Origin of the sequence: Moritella sp., assembly GCF_013215705.1 — a bacterium.
Classification (GTDB): domain Bacteria; phylum Pseudomonadota; class Gammaproteobacteria; order Enterobacterales; family Moritellaceae; genus Moritella.
The window spans coordinates 75,965-91,329 of record NZ_JABSQR010000022.1 but is presented as its reverse complement, the minus strand read 5'-3'; the positions used below and the strand labels follow the sequence as shown (position 1 = coordinate 91,329).

Genomic DNA, 15,365 nt, shown 5'->3' with positions numbered 1-15,365 from the left:
GGTCTGATTTCTGCTTTGTATCTAATTGAGGCGTAGCATTAAAACCTGATAGGCAAGCCACTTTCCATTGCGCTAGTTGCTCTAAATATAAGCCTTTTTTACGACAGTATTCAGCCTTTTCCGCTTGTGTCATTATCGATGTTTCAATAATCGCAGCTAACTTGGTTTCATTGCTCCATTGATTACTATTAGCTTGTTTGGAGACTAATATACCTTGCGCTAATGCAGCTTTGCGCCAGCTATATATTGTTTGCTTAGGAACGCCGTACTTAGCTGAAAGCTCAGGTGTCGTTAATGAGTTTGGTGGACTCATATCATTAATAAGCTTTTGTTTTAGTTCTTTAGAATGATGTGCCATATGTTGCTCTTTAACCTTCTTTGGTAATTATGAAAACTTATTTAAGTTAACATTGCAACTATTCTGACACCGGGGGGAGTGAGCAAAATACCAGTAAAAAAGCAGCGAGAGTTGCTTGATTCGGTGTAAATCTGGGCTCCAAAGTTTAAATATGATAATTATTTATTAAGATGATTTATTTTTGGGTATTTTGGCGGTATAACATTGTTTTAATTGCTATTCTACATGACGCATATAAATGCCATTATTGATTCTTTATCAATGGTTTTAAAGTAATCATCACACAAAAGGATTTAAGGTGAAACGTAAATTATTACTCGCCACTCTCACTGCCTCCCTCACTCTTTCTGGTTGTTCAAACACCAAGTCAACGCCTGAAGTTGTTAAACAGAATCAGGCTTCTTCACAATATGATCTAGCATATAACTATCAAAACGGTAATGGTGTTCCCCAGAACTACAGTAAAGCTGTTAGTTTGTACCTAAAATCGGCTGAGCAAGGTTACGTCAGAGCGCAAACAAACCTTGGTCTTATGTACGAGTATGGGGATGGTATCACCCAGAGTCACAGTGAAGCGGTCAGCTGGTACAGCAAGGCGGCTGAACAGGGTTATGCCAGAGCGCAAACAAACCTTGGCGTTATGTACGAGTCTGGAGATGGCGTTGCTCAGAGTTATAGTGAAGCGATCAATTGGTACCGCAAGGCTGCTGAGCAGAATTATGCTAGAGCGCAAACAAATCTTGGTGCTATGTATGCAGATGGACAGGGTGTCACTCAGAGTTACAGTCACGCACTCATCTGGTATAGAAAGGCGGCTGAACAAAATGATGCTACTGCGCAAAATAACCTCGGCATTATGTATGAATATGGACAAGGGGTCACTCAGGATTACAGTGGTGCGGTGAATTGGTATCGTAAGGCTGCTGAGCAAGGTAATCCTAGCGCACAAAATAGCCTTGGTGTTATGTATGATGAAGGGCAAGGCGTAGGTCAGAATTACAGTGATGCGGTGAATTGGTATCGTAAAGCTGCTGAGCAAGGTTATGCTTGGGCACAAAATAACCTTGGTGTTATCTATGAATATGGGCAAGGTATTACTCAGAATTACAGTGATGCGATGCGATGAGTTGGTATCGCAAGGCTGCTGATCAAGGCTGCTCGGTTGCACAATATAATCTTGGGTTTATGTATGCGAATGGATTCGATTTCGAGCAAGCTGTTACTTGGTATAGCAAAGCAGCGGAACAGGGCGATTCAAAAGCACAATATGATCTTGGGTTTATGTATTATAATGGGAATGCTGTAGCTAAGGACTATAAGCAAGCTGCTATCTGGTATGGAAAATCCGCTGTTCAAGGAGATGTAGATGCACAATTTGATCTTGGTGTTATGTATGCTAATGGCGAAGGTGTTACGAAAGATGCTAAGCAAGCGGTTGTATGGTATCGCAAAGCAGCGGAACAAGGCCGTTCAGCTGCACAAGTAAATTTAGGGGTTATGTATGCGAATGGGGTCGGTGTAGCTAAAGATTACAATCGAGCTGTTACTTGGTATAGCAAGGCTGCTGATCAAGGCAGCTCGGTTGCACAATATAATCTTGGTCTTATGTATAATAATGGGCAAGGCGTAGCTAAAAATGATAAGCAAGCTGCTATCTGGTATGAAAAATCTGCTGATCAAGGAGATGCATATGCACAATTTAAACTTGGTGTTATGTATGCGACTGGATTAGGTGTGGCTATAGATTACAAGCAAGCGGTTACCTGGTATAGCAAAGCAGCGGACTAAGGCGATGCAGGTGCGCAAGGAAATCTTGGACTTATGTATGAGAATGGATTTGGTGTTGCTAAAGATGAGCAGAAAGCATTAGAGCTTTATAAAAAATCAAACTCTGCCTGGTCTAAGAAAAAGCTCCTAGAGCTAAAAGCACGGTTAGATTTTAGATCATAAAGCTTCAATTTCTAACTTATTTCTGTCCAACAACAGCTTAGCGAAATAAAAACAACCAAAACAGTGTCTCGTTTTGGTTGTTAAATTAGGCCCTATTACATCCCTAACAGACCTGACCATGTACTATCATTGGTCGGTTTAGGATAACCACTATCAACACTATCACTCGTTATACTGTAGCGAATATAACGTTGACCATCCAAGAAGAAATATGCGCGTGTATCATCCCAATAAATTGCAGCCGTAATCTGTTGTGCATAAGCCCCCAGACCAGGCCAAGTGGAATCATTTATCGGTTTTGGGTAACCACTGTCAACGCTATCGTTAGCTAAGTCATAACGTAGATAATTTCCGTCATCAAGGAAGAAATAAACTTTATTACCTTTCCAACGTAATGTCGCCACGATATTGTCAGCATATGCTTCAAGCCCTGACCACGTGGTCGCGTCAACCGCTTTCGGATAACCGTCTCTCACTGAGTCTGTATTCAGGTCGTAAGATAAATATTGTCCATCGTGCGTAAAAAAGTAAGCCGTGTCACTGTCTTTATGGAAACTAGCGACAAGGTTTTCACGATAAGCACCAAGACCAGGCCAATTACTCTCATTCACAGCGCGCGGGTAACCGTCTTCTGCTTTATCCAATATTTTGTTATAACGTACATATTGCGTATCACTGCGGAAGAAATAGCCCCGCGATAAGTTCCAACTTAGCCCTGCGTTAACATCCATCACATTATGTCGAAACGCGACTGGGTTAGCGTTACTCGCAAGAACATAATCGACTGTACCCAACCGAGTATTTACATTGTCTTGCCACGAATTATTTTGCGCAGACAATACATCAACCAAAATATCATTACGATAAATGTGAATGTCATCGTCACTCTCATTTATCCACTGTAAATAACCATCAGTACTTGCCATTAATTTGCGAACACCTAATTCACCGATAAGCGATGGACCATCCAGCTTCCATTCTTGCTCAACCTTAATTCCCAAGTGGGTTAATAAAGTGGGCACAATCGACGTTTGTGCCGCGTAACCATAAAGTCCTGAAAAATCATTATTTTCACCAACCAATTTATCGGTAAGCTCAGCATTAACTGGTTCATTACTGCCGATAAAGATGGTTTTTTGGTTCAGCTTCTGCGCGCCATGACCACAACCTAAGCTGTCACGACCATGATCTGTCGTTACCATTAGCAACCAATTATCGCCACTTTGTTTTTCAGCCACTTCAATTACGTCTAGGATTTCACCCAATTGCTGATCAGCAGTAATAATACTCTTGTTATAAGCGCTACCAAAACACGTACTGTGACCATGATGGTCAGGGTCATCTAAGTGTGCAAATACAAAATCAGTGCCTTTATTTATTTCACTTATTGTCGCAGACGTTACATCCGCATCACTGATGCCACTTTCGACCCGCTCAACATTAGCAATATCATTGCTGAAAAACTGCGTATTAATCGGAGACCAATGCACTAATGACGCTTGAGTTAATATCGGGTTTGCATCATGAATACGTTTAAAAATACTGGGGAAATCGGCATTAGCCAAACCTGCACTGTTAGTATCAACGTTATGTTTATTAACCCAAACACCCGTTAAAATTGTCGCCCAGCCAGGTCCACTTGATGTTAACTGCTCATTATCATAACCTTTCATGCCACCCGTATACGCTTTATTGATATTCAAACGGTCAAAGTTTGGGGTATTTAAAGCTTGTACCTTTTCCCATTGCACTCCATCAATACCTAATAACACAGCTTTATTGGCCGCTAACACAGAGGGTACTAGCATCCCTACCCCAGCGGTTAATAACGCAATTATCATCGTTTTCTGCATGGTCATCTCCTTGTTAACGTCACAAAATGACATCTGGTATAGCCCAGATGTACACATAGTCTGCGCCGTGGACATGAAGGAAACATGACTTTTTCATTAAGTTTTTTAATACAAACTAAAGACTAAAAAAATTAAGACGGTATTGATATAAACGTTCCGCTTTATAAACTTGCCAATCTTCATCATTCATTGTTTTCTTTGACGTTGCACGTTCATTAGCAAGTGTTACCTCAAGTTCATTTAATCCTTGCTGATAATCCGTTATATCTTGCTCTTGCTTATCAACTTGCTGCTCTCGGTTAACAATGGATTGTCGTTCGTTAGCAGTGAGATATTGCGAAGCCAATTTAGCCTTGATTCTAGCTGTTTCATCTTCAGGCATAGACGGTGGGATTAGCTGCAACGCCTCTTCATATTTGGCAGTATCAGAACTTAACGCAAAGCTATCTAAGTCCTCACCCTGGTCTGCCAACATAGCATTATATTCATTGATGAAATCATCCGCATTCTGAGCTAGGTTAAATCGATTATCAGGATCAGATAGCGACAATCGGTAATCATAATAAGCATCTTGCTGCTGAAATAACAGCGCGGCATCATCACCCCACACCTGCTCTCTAATCGCTTTAACAGTGGCGATTTTATCCGCCAAACTTGCATCCTGACTGATTAACGACGCCCCCATCAACCGTTGTTCATTCTGTTGATTTACAGGGAAGTTAACCAACAACAGATAACGATCATCATCAAGTAACAACTGCTGTTGGGCTAACAATTCATCGCAATTACTTTCCCTTCTACATTGCTGCCAAAATGACGTTATCGCTGTCATTAACGCTTGCCCTTGTACGTCTTGTAATAAAGTATCTTTCTCACGCGTAGCACTATTACTTTGTATTTGTCCTTTAGGTTGGCTGGATGCACCCGTTATTGTTGTCGGTTGCACTGTTGCATGAGATGTTTCAAATAATGCCGGTATCGCTTCTTTTGGTTTATCTGAATTCAGTTCATTTTCATTGGTGATGAAGTAAAAAACGCTGCCAATAAAGGCAACGCTTATTAATAGTAATGGTATCCGCATTAACGGATCACCGCTTTAACTGGGAAATGGTCGGATAAATTCCAATGTTTCCATAAACTAGCAACCGTTGTACGCGGTACTTTGACTGTGTTTATGTTCTCGTTACGTTTCGCAAACTCATTACTGACAACAACATAATCAAGATATTCGATATTTTCACCACCCGATAGGGCATTACCTGCGTAGGCATTAATACGCGGGTCGAACGTTGACTCTGTATAACCCGCATATTGCGGTTCATCAGCGCTAAGGTTCGCAAACATCTGTTGATAGTCGGTTGGGAATTTAAGCTTATTCACATTAAAATCACCACCATAGACAACAGTATCAGCGGCTGGGATATTCTGTGCATGAGCAAATTCGCGGATCTGACGGAATTGACGCTGGCGGTAATCACGTGCGGTATCAGTATCGAACGACGCTGTATGGGTTGCGAATACATGGTACGCCTTACCATTTTTAATCACTTCAGCATAATTTACGCCTTTATCTGCAAAACAGTCCGTACCAGAACAATCGGGATAGACGTACTGCCCTTCATTTACAATTGGATAGCGACTCACAATAGTCACACCACCATCGTAAACATTAATCCCAGGATAATCTAACATCTTCGTTTGATACGGATATTCTTTAGCAAGATCACGCAAAAATGCATCACGACCAGAAGCAAATACTTCCTGTAGCATGAGTACATCGTAGCCTTTTAAATGTTTCGGTATTTCCTGAAAACGGTCACCGATATGCTTTGCAATCACAGGCAGAGCCCAGACGTTATATGACATGACTTTAAGTGTATCTGCGTCAGCTACAGGCTGCTCATCAATTTTTTGCGGGGTGATACTGTAATAAATATCATCATAACAACCCGTGGCACTCGCTTTAAACGCAATTTCAGTACTATTGCTGCTACTGTTATATTGCGATTGATAACGGTAAGTATCACGATCATCCGCCCAATTCAACGCAACATCATTGGCTCTTGCACCGTGATCAAGTGTTGATTTATACCAATATCCTTTCACTTGTTGTAACAACGACAGCGACTCGCCACTTTCATTGGTCACCAGTGTTTCGAACTGATAAGTATCACCAGACTTAACCCCTTCCCAACGATTAAAACTTAATACCATTTTAGTTTCCCATGGTTTAAGTGTCTGTACATGTTGTTGCCATTCTGCGCCTTCCTCAAGTAAATCTGAACCGGTATGGTTAACTTGAATAGACATGGTTTGGTTAGAGTTATTAGTAAGGTAGATATCACTGTCGGCAAGTGCAGACGCACTCATAACACAAGTGAGGCAAGTTGTTGTTATTACATTTTTTAGTATATTCACATCAAATCCTTTGATTGTTGTTATAGGGGTCTGAGGTTAAGTTAAGAATATGACATTTAAAATACAATAATATTAAATATTTAGCTGAGATCACAGTTAAGCATAAACATAGATAAAAAGCGTGATCGCTGATAATAAACACCAAAGTAACAATCCAATTCATCTGCTTTAAAATTTCACGTTAAACACACCTCAGATCACAAAAAATTGAGTGCTATATAATTTATGCGATTAAAAGCAACTCACTTGCATGACGATATAAGCGTTTTGACATGATAATTAAGACACCATCTTATGTTTCAGGTGATTAGTTATTATTAAGACCATTTATACTAAATGGAAAATGTATTTACTGTTATGACATTTTTTCACTCAAACAGTTTATAATACTGTCAAATTTGACCTTTAATCAATAAATTATACGGAGAATCATGAGTAAAGTTTCTATCTTTATAAAAGGCATGGCGATGGGTGCCGCAGACGTTGTACCTGGCGTGTCAGGCGGTACAATTGCCTTCATTACCGGCATTTACGATACTCTGTTAGGCAGTATTAGTCGCATTACTCCAAGCCTAATCGGTATGATCAAAAAGGATGGTCTGAAAGCGGCTTTTGATTACATCAATGGTACATTCTTGATCGTATTGCTGGCAGGTATCCTAACGAGTATCTTTACGTTAGCACGTGTTATCACTTGGATGCTCAACACGCACCCTATTCCACTGTGGTCTTTCTTCTTTGGTTTAATCATCATCTCAGTAAACCACATGTTTAAGCAGGTCGAATTCTGGAAAGTCAGCCGCTTTGTAGCTGTCATCGCCGGTATTGGTTTTGCTTATAGTATTACCGTGCTGCAACCGCTTAATCTTGAGCCAACGTCGATCAATATCTTACTGGCAGGATCTATTGCGATCTGTGCCATGATCTTACCGGGTATTTCAGGTAGTTTTATCCTGTTGATGTTAGGTATGTATGCACCAATTCTTGCGGCTGCCAAGTCTATCGACATTGTTACGCTAGGCACGTTTGCTGCAGGTTGTGCCATTGGTATTCTGACTTTTTCGCACGTGCTGACGTGGGTACTAAAACACTACCGCGATATCACATTGACGTTTTTAACCGGGCTTATGATTGGTACACTTGGTAAAGTATGGCCATGGAAAGAAACGTTAACGTGGCGAACTAATTCGAGTGGCCTTGAAGTGCCATTGTTAGAACGTAATCTTTCACCATTTAGCTTTGAGCAAGTGACAGGCCAGCCAGCATTATTAGCGTATGCTATCGTGGCTATGCTTGCTGCTATTATTCTGATCTTGGTGTTAGAGAAGACCGCAGAAAAAACATCTTAGACATAGCGGCTAAATATCGAGTGAAAAATGAATGCGGCAGTTACTATCAAGCCCTTTATATCAATGACTATGAATCCGTATTAGCATCATCAATGCGTTCCAACGCTTTAATACGGCGCTGTTGTTGAGAAGAGAAATTCGCCTCACGTAATTCTGTTATCGCTGATTCTAGCGCTTCCATCGTGAAGCTATCATCAGCCATTAACGCTTGTCGTTCATTTAAATAGTTATCAACGTCAGCGTTAAACACCTCGTTCTTTGCATCTAATTCAGCTAAACGTTGTGCTCCTTCGGCCCCTACCAGTTCTTGGCGTATCAAATACTGTTCTTGAGGAACCATGCCTTCTGTATTTGCCAATGACCCCATTAAAGCCGCATTTTTATACGCTAGCTGCGCTTTCTCTGGAAGCAACTGTAACTCTTGTTGCCACATAACATTGAACTCTTCTTTCGAGGCAGCAACTTGCTGGAGCTCTATCTTTTTCAATGCCATAGTTCTAAGTTGGTTTTCTTCTGCGAACAATACTTTTTGTTGTTCTGGTGTAAAAAACTTAAGCTGAGCAGCAAGTAATTGATCATTTAACGCCATAAGATCATCTAAACCAAAGTCAGCAGAGTTCGCATCTGACTCTAATGTCTGTAAATAGGTTTTATAATGAATATATTGCTGGAATAATGCTTTGTCTACTTGTGAGTCAACAGGACGCTGCGAATTAAACTGTATAAATTTCGCTTGTAAAGCGTCTAATTCTTTCTCTCCTAATCCAGATAAAAAATACTCAAACGTATCGCGAGCAGATGTTGAATCAATAGCCGTGTCCAGTTGCGATGTTGACTGTAACGATGGCGTTTGTATTTGCTTGTCCGTGTTATTCGTATAGATAAAAATCGCAGTAACGACTGCAATTAAAACTACCGACGTTAATGCGATTTGTTTCATTTCTATAAGCCTTGTAATTGTAAACGGTTAGCGTGTTGACGATATAAGGTTTTTGGATCCGTCTCAAACAGGTGATGAATACCAAATGTATGGTTAATTTCATCGACATGATTCATTTTATAATCATCGCGAATTACTTTACCTAAGTGCGAACTACACGCAGATACCAGACCATCATTAGGCTCACTAAAAGCAGCGCCAGTCAAAACAAGTGCCGCATCGACTGGGTCTAACAAATTAGTGAAATTAGCGGAACCACTCCATGAATAATAATAAACACCATTATCAGCAAGATACTCACCTTCACCACACGCTGTTGTCGGAATACCTTCTGGGTATGATTGATTAAATTCTAACGATCTTTTAGTTGTTAACGATTCTAATGCCGCAATTGGATTTTGTGGTAAGTCATCATTACCAGAAAGGAAGTTAATTATGTTACTAAAACCAGCAGTGATCGTAACGGCTAACGTTTCTGATATTGAGCCTTCTGGTACTTCTCCACGTATGATATCGATAATAATTGTACCTTTATTAACACCGCCAATACTGGTTACTGATGCCACATATTGCGGCGCAACAGATGCCACATAACGTGCTGTAGGCCCGCCATGACTATGCCCAATTAAGTTAACTTTGTCTGCTCCTGTAGCAGCTAAAATCTGTTCAATCTGTGTTAATAGCTGCTCGCCACGTTCTTCTGTTCCATTCGTTGCAGAAACCTGAGCGACGTACACCACAGCACCACTTCTGGTTAATGCATTAGGGATACCATAAAAATATTGAACACCAGCAATTGAATCAAAACCAAACAGTCCATGAACTAAGACTATTGGATACTTCGTTTCGGTATAACCTTTTTGTTCAGTTCTATCACTCGATTCAGCAGCCAGACTGTTAAAAGCAACCAAACACATAGTTAAAAAGGTAAGAAATTTTTTCATTTATTCACTCCTAATTATTAAATTAAAATTAACAAGTTAATTCAACGCCCAAAACAGAGCTGAACTTAAATAAATACAAAGGCATAGTATCGAGATAGGTTATTAATAAATGTGATGAAGTTCAATGAGTTGCTAAAGATAAATAGACATAACATACAATGGGAGCCCATAAATATATGTTATGCTTAATAATAATTAAACATTGGGCTATTTATTGGGAGTATTCAATATTTCGATATAATAGTCCATAACTGCTATCGTCCTCAGTTTATTGAACTAAATTGATCTTAAACAATAAATCAAGATAAAATCACTAATCCAACAAAATAATCAGCTCACTAGAGTTCTGGAATTTATTCAGCACGTGTTCGATTGGGAAGCTTAGCAACCAGCTATGATTTCGTATTAACATCATTAATTCGTTCCAACGCTTTAATACGGCGTTGTTGTTGAGAAGAAAAGCTCGCTTTACGTAATTCTGTTATCGCTGATTCTAGCGCTTCCATCGTTAAGCTATCATCAGTCATTAACGCTTGTCGTTCATTTAAATAGATATCAACGTCTGTGTTAAACACCTCGTTCTTTGCATCTAATTCAGCCAAACGTTGTGCTCCTTCGGCCCCTACCAGTTCTTGGCGTATCAAATACTGTTCTTGAGGATCCATGCCTTCTGTATTTACCAACGACCCCATTAAGGCCGCATTCTTATACGCTACCTGTTGTTCTTCTGGAAGTAACTGTAATTCTTGTTGCCATAATACATTAAACTCCTCTTCTGACGCTGTAGCTTGCTGAAGCTCTAGCTTTTTCAATGTCATCATTCTTAATTGATTTTCTTCTGCGAACAGATTTTTTTGTTGTTCCGCTGTAAAAAACTTAAGCTGAGCAGCAAGTAATTGATCATTTAACGCAATCAAATCTTCTAAACCAAACTCAGCAGAACTAGCATTAGATTCTAGTGTCTGTAAATAGGTTTTATAGTTAATATATTGCTCAAATAGTACCTTATCTATTTGTGAGTCAGCAGGACGTTGCGAATTAAACCGTATAAATTTATCTTGTAAACTATCCAACTCAACCTCACCTAACCCCGATAAAAAATATTCAAATGTATCGCGATCAAATGTTGAATCAATAGCAGTATCCTGCTGCGATTTTGACTGGAACGATTTCGCTTGTATTTGCTTATTAGTGTTATTTTTATAAATAAAGATCGCAGTAACGACTACGATTAAAACTACCAGCGTTAATACGATCTTTTTCATTTCTATAAACCTTGTAGTTTTAAACGGTTAGCATGTTGACGATATAAAGTTTTTGGATCAGTTTCAAATAAATGATGAAGACCTAAAGTTTGATTAACTTCATCCATATGATTCATTTTATAATTATCGCGAATGACTTTACCTAAGCGTGAACTGCACGAAGAAACAAGGCCATCATTTGGAACATTAAAAGCCTTACCAGTCAACGTAAGCGCCAAATCCATTGGATCTAACGCGTTAGTAAAGTTAGCACTACCGCTCCATGAGTAATAGTAAACCCCATTTGCAGCAACATAATCACCTTCACCACATGCCGTAATAGGCACACCTTCTGGATATGATTCATTAAATTTTAGCGAGTTCTTAGTTGTTAATGCTTCTAATGCCGCGACTGTATCTTGTGGTAGCTTTCCTCCACCAGAAAGAAAAGTAATTAACTTACTTAAACCATCAGCCATAGAAGCTATTAGTTCCTCAGATACCGACCCCTCTGGTACCTCTCCACGTAAAATATCAGCAACACGAGAGCCTTTATTTACACCACCAATACTTGTAACAGACGCCACGTATTGTGGGGCAACAGATGCCACATAACGTGCTGTTGGCCCGCCATGGCTATGACCAATTAAGTTAACTTTATCTGCACCCGTAGCCGCTAAAATCTGTTCAACCTGTGCTAATAACTGCTCGCCACGAACTTCGGTAGTATTCGTCGCAGAGACTTGAGCCACATACACTTCAGCACCACTTTTACTTAGAGCACGGATAACGCCATAAAAATAGTCAATACCCAAAATGGAATCAAAACCAAAAAGTCCATGGACCAAAACAATGGGATATTTCGTTTCTGTGTAACCCTTATAATTCGAACTATTCGTTAAACCTTTAGCCTGACTGCTAAATACAATCAAACATAGAGTAAAAAATGCAAAAATCCGTTTCATTTGTCTATCCTTTATTATTAGATTTAAGTTAACAAATCAGTTCAAAGATCTAGAACTGAGCTTTACTAAACAAAAGCAAATAAACATTACAGGTAGTCACGATAAATAAATGTGATTAAGATCAATAATTTAAGACGAGGTATTTATATATAAAAGTTTGATTTTTAGCGCTGGATTTTAAATGTGGAATTTTAATCTAATTAGAGATTAGATTATAAAAAAAACAATATAACCGACCTAAAGGCATTACTTAATAGGTATTTTATTCTAGATGAGTCAAGATTAAGAATTAATATACACGTAAAATAAAATTAATTAGCCATTGATACAGTTACTTTGCGATAACCACACCAACCAAATAATATAATAAGAAACAAGGGTCCAAACCACAATACATAAGTTCTTGGTTCAAATTTAGGTTTATACAAGACAACATCACCAAAACGACTAGTCAGAAATTCAATCACTTGTCGATCGGTTTTCCCCTCATTTACCATCAAATACACTTCAAGTCGCAAATCTTTGGCTATCGGTGAATTTGACTCCATCAGATTCTGGTTTCGGCATTGAGGGCAACGTAATTGACGTGCTAAGTTAATCGCCCTATTTTGAGTACCAACAGAATTAAACTCAAATATTTCTACCGATTGCTGTGATTCAACACTCGATGATATGTTGTTTTCTGTTTGTAACTGTGCAGATAGAGGCGATACAACTAGCATGATAAAAATAAACAAATACACCGATGACAACTTCATTTAACGCGTCCTTATTTTAGCTGTTTATTTTAACAAAACTTGTATTAATGGCTTGAAGTAATGCTGCCAAGCTAACTCATCTAATGCTCCAGAATAACGAAACAACACAATGCCTTGGTTATCCAATAAATATGTCTCTGGCGTGGAAATCACTCCCATATCCAGTGCTAACTTGCCTTCGGGATCAAAGATCGTAGCAACATAAGGATTGCCAAGCATGCTTAATACTTGACTCGCATCAGACAGATCATCACGATAATTTAATCCAACGATACGCACATTATCTTTAATCGCCAGCTTCATTAAAAAATCATGCTCGCTTTGGCAAACAGCACACCAAGAAGACCAGACATTTAACAAAGTGAATTTTTCATCCGTTTGAAACACGCTGTTATCTAGCAAATTAGTATCAGAATTTAAGCTACTGGCAGTAAAAACAGGGATTGGTTTACCGACTAAAACCGAGGGAGTCACTCGTTTATCCTCTTGTGACGTTAACGCGAACATCATCAAGGCAACAAACAATAGCCCTAACAAGCTAGGTAGTATTAACTTAAATTTATAACTTAGCATAACGTTGTCCTATTGCTAACAGACCACCAATCATCATTACTATACTTCCCGTCCATAGCCAATTAATAAACGCCTTATTTTGTATTCTAATCGCATATGAGTGACGGTCTATTTTCTCACCCATGGTGATGTAGATATCACGCCGCCAACTAGAATTAATCGCAGGTTCACTCATGTTCATCACTCGGACTGGATAATGGCGTTTTTGTGGTTTCAATTGCACAATATGGCCGTCCTTATCAACGACCTCCAGTATCGCCTGTTCTGCAGTATAATTAGACGCGACCAACCACTCAGTCTCTATATAGTTAACGGTTAAATCGCCTAATTCGACCGAAACACCTGGGCTCATTTTAGTACTTATCTCGGTGGAATTATAACTGACGAATAATATACCAACCGCAGTAATCGCGACACCAACATGCGCAACTGTCATGGCTAAATGGCGAATACGCACGCCGCCAAATAAACTCGACATAACCACAGCCGCACACAATATCAATACCAGAAGTACAAATACCGACAAGCTATCATTAACTAAGTAGCTAGCCACCGAACCGATAATTACAGCAAAAATCCAAATTAATATTAACTTGATCTTCATGGCATCAAGATTGGTTTTACTCCAGTGTATAAAAGGGGCGATACTCATTAATGCAAAACATAACAATGCCAAAGGTACAAATACTGCATTAAAGAAAGGTGCGCCAACAGAGATACTGCCAAAATTGAAGACTTGAAAGATCATCGGATAAAAAGTGCCGAGTAATACCGATAATGTTGCAACCACCAGCAAGCTATTTAGCATTAGAAACAATACTTCTCGGCTGACAATACTGCGAAGTTTTAATGGTTTTATTTTATCGCTTTGTAACATAAACAACGTTAGCGGCACTACAACACAAACAGCTAAGATCACGAGCAATACCAGTCCGCGTGTAGGGTCTACCGCAAATGCATGCACAGAAGTTAAGATCCCTGAGCGAACCACAAAAGTACCGAGTAAACTTAAGCTAAATGTAAATATGGACAGTAGTAAACTCCAGTTAATCAACGCCTGACGCTTTTCACTGGCGACCAATGAATGCAATAATGCAGTACCCGTTAACCAAGGCAGCAATGACGCATTTTCAACCGGGTCCCAAAACCACCATCCGCCCCAACCCAGTTCATAATAAGCCCACCAAGCACCCAGTGCGATACCGCCGGTGAGCAAAACCCAAGCGGCAAGCGTCCAAGCTCGGCTCCACTGTGGCCAAGGAATATTAATATCTGGCATCGTTAACGCAGCCACAGCAAAGGCAAAGGAACCCGAAAATCCCACATAACCTAAATACAATAATGGTGGGTGAAAAATAAGACCTACATCTTGTAACATCGGGTGTAGATCTCGTCCTTGCATCGGTACCGGCAATAACCGTGCAAAAGGATTCGAGCCCAGCAGCGTAAATAAACCAAATGCAGCCGTTAATAAACTTAATACGATCAATACCCGGCTAATAAAAGCTTGATTGTGATGGCGGTTAACGAACGCAATTGCCGCCGACCATAACGACAACGAAAACACCCAAAATAATAGTGAGCCTTCATGTCCGCCCCACACAGCGGCTATCTTAAACAATACTGGTAACTGAGAATTAGAATGTTGGGCGATATAGGTGACAGAGAAGTCATCGACAGTGAAACTATAAGCAAGTAGACAGATTGAGGTAGTCACCGCGAAAAACGCGCCATAACTCAATGACCACGAATAACGGCTTAAATGTGGTTGTTTGGTCGCGATGCCAAACAAGGGAATAACGGCACCTAATATAGCGCAGAAGGTACCAAAGATAAGCGAAAATAATGCAATTTCTGGGATCATAAATGGATCCATTAATAATAGGAAAAAAAAGAGAGTCCTAATGAACCCTCTTACTTTATATAAGTCATTAGCTGGTACTTAAGACATTAACTTATGCCCAAGATATTAACTTTGATTTAAGACAACCGTTAATAACACAATAAGATAAT

The 15,365-nt window shown here is 39.6% G+C and carries 13 protein-coding genes and 2 pseudogenes; 4 read left to right on the top strand and 11 right to left on the bottom strand.

Annotation, left to right across the window (positions count from 1 at the left end; all coding sequences use genetic code 11):
• A pseudogene (locus tag HRT96_RS15125) lies at positions 1-358 on the bottom strand (IS3 family transposase); the annotation flags it as partial.
• A 298-nt stretch (positions 359-656) separates the two neighbouring features.
• On the opposite strand from HRT96_RS15125, the gene HRT96_RS15120 reads away from it, so the two are divergent.
• The 3 genes and pseudogenes from HRT96_RS15120 to HRT96_RS15110 form a co-directional block, all read left to right on the top strand.
• Positions 657-1,484: a tetratricopeptide repeat protein gene (locus HRT96_RS15120; RefSeq protein WP_293158412.1), complete on the top strand. Its 828-nt coding sequence runs from the start codon at positions 657-659 to the stop codon at positions 1,482-1,484.
• Positions 1,481-2,146, top strand: coding sequence for a tetratricopeptide repeat protein (locus HRT96_RS15115; RefSeq protein WP_293158410.1), 666 nt, complete (start codon positions 1,481-1,483; stop codon positions 2,144-2,146). Before HRT96_RS15120 ends, HRT96_RS15115 begins: the two co-directional genes overlap by 4 nt.
• 24 nt (positions 2,147-2,170) lie before the next feature.
• Positions 2,171-2,308 (top strand): annotated as a pseudogene (locus tag HRT96_RS15110) (SEL1-like repeat protein); the annotation flags it as partial.
• A gap of 95 nt (positions 2,309-2,403) precedes the next feature.
• On the opposite strand, the gene HRT96_RS15105 reads toward HRT96_RS15110, so the two are convergent.
• The 3 genes from HRT96_RS15105 to HRT96_RS15095 all read right to left on the bottom strand — a co-directional run bounded on the left by HRT96_RS15105 (position 2,404) and on the right by HRT96_RS15095 (position 6,579).
• The gene (locus tag HRT96_RS15105; RefSeq protein ID WP_293158407.1) at positions 2,404-4,161 is read right to left on the bottom strand and encodes a hemopexin repeat-containing protein; all 1,758 of its coding nucleotides are present in this window, start codon (positions 4,159-4,161) and stop codon (positions 2,404-2,406) included.
• A gap of 115 nt (positions 4,162-4,276) precedes the next feature.
• Positions 4,277-5,242: a chromosome segregation ATPase gene (locus tag HRT96_RS15100; RefSeq protein WP_293158404.1), complete on the bottom strand. Its 966-nt coding sequence runs from the start codon at positions 5,240-5,242 to the stop codon at positions 4,277-4,279.
• Entirely contained in the window at positions 5,242-6,579 is a 1,338-nt protein-coding gene (locus HRT96_RS15095) for a sphingomyelin phosphodiesterase (RefSeq protein ID WP_293158402.1), read from the bottom strand. The genes HRT96_RS15100 and HRT96_RS15095 overlap by 1 nt, the downstream gene beginning before the upstream one ends.
• A 431-nt stretch (positions 6,580-7,010) precedes the next feature.
• Between HRT96_RS15095 and HRT96_RS15090 the strand changes: the two genes are divergently transcribed.
• A complete protein-coding gene (locus HRT96_RS15090) occupies positions 7,011-7,928 on the top strand; it encodes a DUF368 domain-containing protein (RefSeq protein WP_293158400.1) in 918 nt (305 codons plus the stop codon).
• A 67-nt stretch (positions 7,929-7,995) separates the two neighbouring features.
• Here HRT96_RS15090 and HRT96_RS15085 read toward each other — a convergent pair whose 3' ends face one another.
• The 7 genes from HRT96_RS15085 to HRT96_RS15055 all read right to left on the bottom strand — a co-directional run bounded on the left by HRT96_RS15085 (position 7,996) and on the right by HRT96_RS15055 (position 15,216).
• Positions 7,996-8,868: a lipase secretion chaperone gene (locus HRT96_RS15085; RefSeq protein ID WP_293158398.1), complete on the bottom strand. Its 873-nt coding sequence runs from the start codon at positions 8,866-8,868 to the stop codon at positions 7,996-7,998.
• A gap of 2 nt (positions 8,869-8,870) precedes the next feature.
• Complete coding sequence (locus tag HRT96_RS15080) at positions 8,871-9,812, bottom strand: triacylglycerol lipase (protein WP_293158396.1); 942 nt, start codon at positions 9,810-9,812, stop codon at positions 8,871-8,873.
• A 392-nt stretch (positions 9,813-10,204) separates the two neighbouring features.
• The gene (locus HRT96_RS15075) at positions 10,205-11,077 is read right to left on the bottom strand and encodes a lipase secretion chaperone (protein WP_293158394.1); all 873 of its coding nucleotides are present in this window, start codon (positions 11,075-11,077) and stop codon (positions 10,205-10,207) included.
• 2 nt (positions 11,078-11,079) lie between these two features.
• Positions 11,080-12,021, bottom strand: coding sequence for a triacylglycerol lipase (locus HRT96_RS15070; RefSeq protein ID WP_293158392.1), 942 nt, complete (start codon positions 12,019-12,021; stop codon positions 11,080-11,082).
• A 311-nt stretch (positions 12,022-12,332) separates the two neighbouring features.
• Entirely contained in the window at positions 12,333-12,779 is a 447-nt protein-coding gene (locus HRT96_RS15065; RefSeq protein WP_293158390.1) for a cytochrome c-type biogenesis protein, read from the bottom strand.
• A gap of 24 nt (positions 12,780-12,803) precedes the next feature.
• A complete protein-coding gene (locus HRT96_RS15060; protein ID WP_293158388.1) occupies positions 12,804-13,352 on the bottom strand; it encodes a DsbE family thiol:disulfide interchange protein in 549 nt (182 codons plus the stop codon).
• A complete protein-coding gene (locus tag HRT96_RS15055) occupies positions 13,339-15,216 on the bottom strand; it encodes a heme lyase CcmF/NrfE family subunit (RefSeq protein ID WP_293158386.1) in 1,878 nt (625 codons plus the stop codon). Before HRT96_RS15055 ends, HRT96_RS15060 begins: the two co-directional genes overlap by 14 nt.
• Positions 15,217-15,365 lie beyond the last annotated feature (149 nt).

Coding starts and splice junctions, on each gene's coding strand:
- HRT96_RS15075 (WP_293158394.1), bottom strand. CDS start 11,077: ATGAAAAAGATCGTATTAACGCTGGTAGTTTTAATCGTAGTCGTTACT.
- HRT96_RS15065 (WP_293158390.1), bottom strand. CDS start 12,779: ATGAAGTTGTCATCGGTGTATTTGTTTATTTTTATCATGCTAGTTGTA.
- HRT96_RS15115 (WP_293158410.1), top strand. CDS start 1,481: ATGAGTTGGTATCGCAAGGCTGCTGATCAAGGCTGCTCGGTTGCACAA.
- HRT96_RS15055 (WP_293158386.1), bottom strand. CDS start 15,216: ATGATCCCAGAAATTGCATTATTTTCGCTTATCTTTGGTACCTTCTGC.
- HRT96_RS15085 (WP_293158398.1), bottom strand. CDS start 8,868: ATGAAACAAATCGCATTAACGTCGGTAGTTTTAATTGCAGTCGTTACT.
- HRT96_RS15070 (WP_293158392.1), bottom strand. CDS start 12,021: ATGAAACGGATTTTTGCATTTTTTACTCTATGTTTGATTGTATTTAGC.
- HRT96_RS15100 (WP_293158404.1), bottom strand. CDS start 5,242: ATGCGGATACCATTACTATTAATAAGCGTTGCCTTTATTGGCAGCGTT.
- HRT96_RS15060 (WP_293158388.1), bottom strand. CDS start 13,352: ATGCTAAGTTATAAATTTAAGTTAATACTACCTAGCTTGTTAGGGCTA.
- HRT96_RS15105 (WP_293158407.1), bottom strand. CDS start 4,161: ATGCAGAAAACGATGATAATTGCGTTATTAACCGCTGGGGTAGGGATG.
- HRT96_RS15080 (WP_293158396.1), bottom strand. CDS start 9,812: ATGAAAAAATTTCTTACCTTTTTAACTATGTGTTTGGTTGCTTTTAAC.
- HRT96_RS15090 (WP_293158400.1), top strand. CDS start 7,011: ATGAGTAAAGTTTCTATCTTTATAAAAGGCATGGCGATGGGTGCCGCA.